Origin of the sequence: Mesorhizobium sp. M7A.F.Ca.AU.002.02.1.1 (assembly GCF_003998535.1) — a bacterium.
GTDB lineage: Bacteria > Pseudomonadota > Alphaproteobacteria > Rhizobiales > Rhizobiaceae > Mesorhizobium > Mesorhizobium ciceri.
Genome location: NZ_RZPB01000624.1, coordinates 1 through 3,563, shown reverse-complemented (window position 1 = coordinate 3,563; position 3,563 = coordinate 1). Strand labels below are relative to the sequence as shown.

General features: G+C 61.5%; 5 protein-coding genes. All 5 read right to left on the bottom strand.

All coding sequences use genetic code 11. The features are described from left to right. Window positions 1-24: 24 nt before the first annotated feature. Window positions 25-702: a DUF1345 domain-containing protein gene (locus EN879_RS28095; protein ID WP_013531945.1), complete on the bottom strand. Its 678-nt coding sequence runs from the start codon at window positions 700-702 to the stop codon at window positions 25-27. A 23-nt stretch (window positions 703-725) separates the two neighbouring features. Further along, window positions 726-1,196: a YaiI/YqxD family protein gene (locus EN879_RS28090; protein WP_013531944.1), complete on the bottom strand. Its 471-nt coding sequence runs from the start codon at window positions 1,194-1,196 to the stop codon at window positions 726-728. Between the two features lie 69 nt (window positions 1,197-1,265). Beyond that, window positions 1,266-2,393 (bottom strand): S-(hydroxymethyl)glutathione dehydrogenase/class III alcohol dehydrogenase, encoded by a 1,128-nt coding sequence (locus EN879_RS28085; protein WP_127274388.1) that lies wholly within the window; start codon window positions 2,391-2,393, stop codon window positions 1,266-1,268. A 58-nt stretch (window positions 2,394-2,451) separates the two neighbouring features. After that, a complete protein-coding gene (locus EN879_RS28080) occupies window positions 2,452-3,102 on the bottom strand; it encodes a glutathione S-transferase (protein WP_063168879.1) in 651 nt (216 codons plus the stop codon). A gap of 71 nt (window positions 3,103-3,173) precedes the next feature. After that, window positions 3,174-3,563, bottom strand: a 390-nt coding sequence (locus EN879_RS28075; protein WP_127274387.1) for a 2Fe-2S iron-sulfur cluster-binding protein, incomplete at its 5' end; no start/stop codon positions are given.

The following is a 3,563-nucleotide window of genomic DNA, read 5'->3' as shown; positions in this document are numbered from 1 at the left end:
ATGTTTCATCCGATCACGGATTTATTACGGACCGCCCAGGCTGACGGCGAGATTGACGGCAGCGGCGACGATGACCGTGTTGAAGAAAAACGACAGGATCGAGTGGACAAGCACGACACGACGCATATGCGTCGTCGAGATGTTGGTGTCGGCGGTCTGCGCCGTCATGCCGATCACCGTCGAGAAATAGAGGAAGTCCCAACCCTCCGGCCGTTTGTCGCCCGGAAACAGCAGTCCGCCGACCGGGATTTTCTTCCTGGTCTCGGCATCCATCGCATCGCCATCCATCCAGTAGACATGAGCATAATGGAGCGCTGCCATGGCATGGATGGTGAACCAGCCGAGCGGGATCGACAGCAGCGCGAAGAAGAGCTCGATGGGATGGCTTCTGTCCTTCTGATTGATCAGCAGGAACAATGCGACAACGGCAACGCCGACGACGACAAGCGTCACGGCGAAGATGACCAGCACCGGCTGGTCGGTGGCGCGCGCATTCTTGCTCAGATACCTGCCGGTGAACTTCGGCATCTGGGCGACGACGAGAATGACATAGGCGGCAAAGAACGCGTTGGCGCCGATCGAATAGGCAAGCGGAGCGTGCAGCAGCAACGCCACCAGAAGCGCAAAGACGCCGAAGCAGGCAGACACAGCAAACAGCATGTGGCGCTGCATGGGTTTGTCTATCGGAGCTTCGGCGGCCATGGTGGTTCCAGCCCTGGATAGCGCTAATCCGGTGTGGCCGATTTCATGGCACGCCGCAAGATGCGATCGAGTTCGCCCAGAAACCGCGACCGGTCTTGCGGCGCGAAGCTGGCATTGTAGCCCTTGCTTTCGCCGGTCTCGCGCAGATGCTGCTTCAGGTCGCGCATCGCCACCGCCATGCCGATCGTTTCCGGCGTGAAGGGACGTCCGGTTGGCCCAAGCACATGGGCGCCAAGCGCCACCGCGCGGGCGGCCAGCGGAATGTCGGCGGTGATCACAATGTCGTTGGTGCGTGCATTGTCGACGATCCAGTCGTCGGCGGCATCAGCGCCCTTGGAGACCACGACATTGCGGACCATCGGATCGCGCGACGGCCGCAGGCCGCCATTGGAGACGTAGGTGACAACGACGCCATGCCGGTCGGCCACTTTTTCGACCTCGGCCTTGACCGGGCAGGCGTCTGCATCGACGAGAATGGCGGGGAGTTCGCTCATGTTTCTTTTCTCCTCCCATTGTGAACCACGGAGGCCGCGCGCCGGTTGGACCGCGGCCTGCGATCTTCCTCAGTAAACCACGACGCTTCTGATCGATTTGCCCTCATGCATGAGATCGAAACCCTTGTTGATGTCCTCGAGCTTGAGCGTGTGGGTGATCATCGGGTCGATCTGGATCTTGCCGTCCATGTACCAGTCGACGATCTTCGGCACATCGGTGCGGCCGCGCGCGCCGCCGAAGGCGGTGCCCATCCAGGTGCGGCCGGTGACCAGCTGGAACGGCCTGGTCGAGATCTCCTGGCCGGCGCCGGCAACGCCGATGACCACCGACTTGCCCCAGCCGCGATGCGAGGCTTCGAGCGCCTGACGCATGACCTTGGTGCTCCCCGTGCAGTCGAATGTGTAGTCGGCGCCGCCGATCTGGTCGGCGCCACGCTTGGTGATGTTGACGAGGTAGGGCACGACATCGCCGTCGATCTCCTTCGGATTGACGAAATGCGTCATGCCGAAGCGCTCGCCCCACTCCTTCTTGTCGTTGTTCAAATCGACGCCGATGATCATGCCGGCGCCGGCAAGTTTCAGGCCCTGGATGACATTGAGGCCGATGCCGCCGAGGCCGAAGACGACCGCGGTGGCGCCGATCTCGACCTTGGCGGTGTTGATCACGGCACCGATGCCGGTGGTGACGCCGCAGCCGATGTAGCAGATCTTGTCGAAGGGCGCGTCGGGGTTGACCTTGGCCAGTGCGATCTCGGGCAGCACGGTGAAGTTGGAGAAGGTCGAGCAGCCCATATAGTGAAAGATCTTGTCCTTGCCGATCGAGAAGCGCGACGAACCATCGGGCATCAGGCCCTGGCCCTGCGTGGCGCGGATCGCCGTGCAGAGGTTCGTCTTTCTCGACAGGCAGGACGGGCACTGGCGGCATTCGGGCGTATAGAGCGGGATGACGTGGTCGCCCTTCTTGAGCGAGGTGACACCCTTGCCGACATCGACGACGACGCCGGCGCCTTCATGGCCGAGGATGGCCGGAAACAGACCTTCCGGATCGGCGCCCGACAGTGTGAATTCGTCGGTGTGGCAAATGCCTGTCGCCTTGATCTCGACCAGCACTTCGCCCTCGCGCGGGCCCTCGAGGTCGACCTCCATGATCTCCAGCGGCTTTCCGGCGGCGACAGCGACAGCGGCGCGGGTTTTCATTCTTTTTCTCTCCCAAATCTCTATTTTGCCGGGCCAGAACGCGGCGCTTATGATCAGACTATGCGGCGATCTTGCCGGGGCCGGCGGGAAACACACCCGACATGACGGTGAAGCCCTTGATGCGCTTGACACGGTCGCACCAGCGCCGAATAGCCGGATAGTCCTGGCGCGGAACACCGCCTTCCTCCGACAGGATGATGTAAGGAAAACAGGCGATGTCGGCGATGGTCGGGTGACTGGCCGAACAGATCCAGTTGCGGCCCTGCTGTTCGCCGAACCACAGATGCTCGTCGAGGATACGGAAAAGGCGATGCGCGCCGGCACGCGCGGCGTCGATATCGAAGTCATAAAACAGCGCATCGTGCAGGCGGGCGGCCGACGCCGTCGAAGTGATACCGTCTGCAAAGGCCAGCCACTGGCTGATCTCGCCCAGCAGAGCGGGATTGTCCCGCGGATACCAGGTGCCCGACGGATCGTATTTCGAGGCGAGATAGACAAGGATCGCTTGGGCATCGCGCAAGATCAGCTCTTCATCCTCGATGACCGGCAGCTGGCCAAGCGGATTGAGTTTCAGGAACCATTCCGACTTGTGTTCGCGGCCGGGGTAGAAGTCGACCGGCACGGTCTTGTAGTCGATGCCGAGAAAACTCATCAGCAGCCGCAGCTTGTAGCAATTGCCCGACAGTTCGTAGTCGTAAAGCGTGATCATCGGCGGCTCCTAAAGCAATTCCAGGAAAAGTGTGTAACGGTTTTCCGTCCGGAATTGCGTAAAACAAACAGTTAGATGTCCAGCACGAGGCGTGCCGATTTGGCGCGCGAAACGCAGGTCATGATCTTGGTTCCGGCCTTCCTCTCGGCATCGTTGAGGTAGACGTCCTGATGGTCCGGTTCGCCCTCGATCACCGTCGCCACGCAAGTGCCGCAGGCGCCTTGCTCGCAAGACGACGGAACATCGATGCCGCTTTCGCGCATGACCTGCATGATCGTCTTGCCCGCCGGCACCTGAAGCGTGACGCAGGAGCGCGCCAGCGCGACCTCGAAGCTCGAACTGTCGTCGATCTTGTTGGTGTTCTTGAAGTACTCGAAATGGACGGCGCTATCCGGCCAGCCCTGCTCGGCCGCGATCTTGCGCGCGGCTTCCAGCATCGGTCCCGGGCCGCAGATGTAGAG

Excerpts from the sequence above, each read along its gene's own strand:
- EN879_RS28095 (WP_013531945.1), bottom strand. The coding sequence starts at position 702 with ATGGCCGCCGAAGCTCCGATAGACAAACCCATGCAGCGCCACATGCTG.
- EN879_RS28090 (WP_013531944.1), bottom strand. The coding sequence starts at position 1,196 with ATGAGCGAACTCCCCGCCATTCTCGTCGATGCAGACGCCTGCCCGGTC.
- EN879_RS28085 (WP_127274388.1), bottom strand. The coding sequence starts at position 2,393 with ATGAAAACCCGCGCCGCTGTCGCTGTCGCCGCCGGAAAGCCGCTGGAG.
- EN879_RS28080 (WP_063168879.1), bottom strand. The coding sequence starts at position 3,102 with ATGATCACGCTTTACGACTACGAACTGTCGGGCAATTGCTACAAGCTG.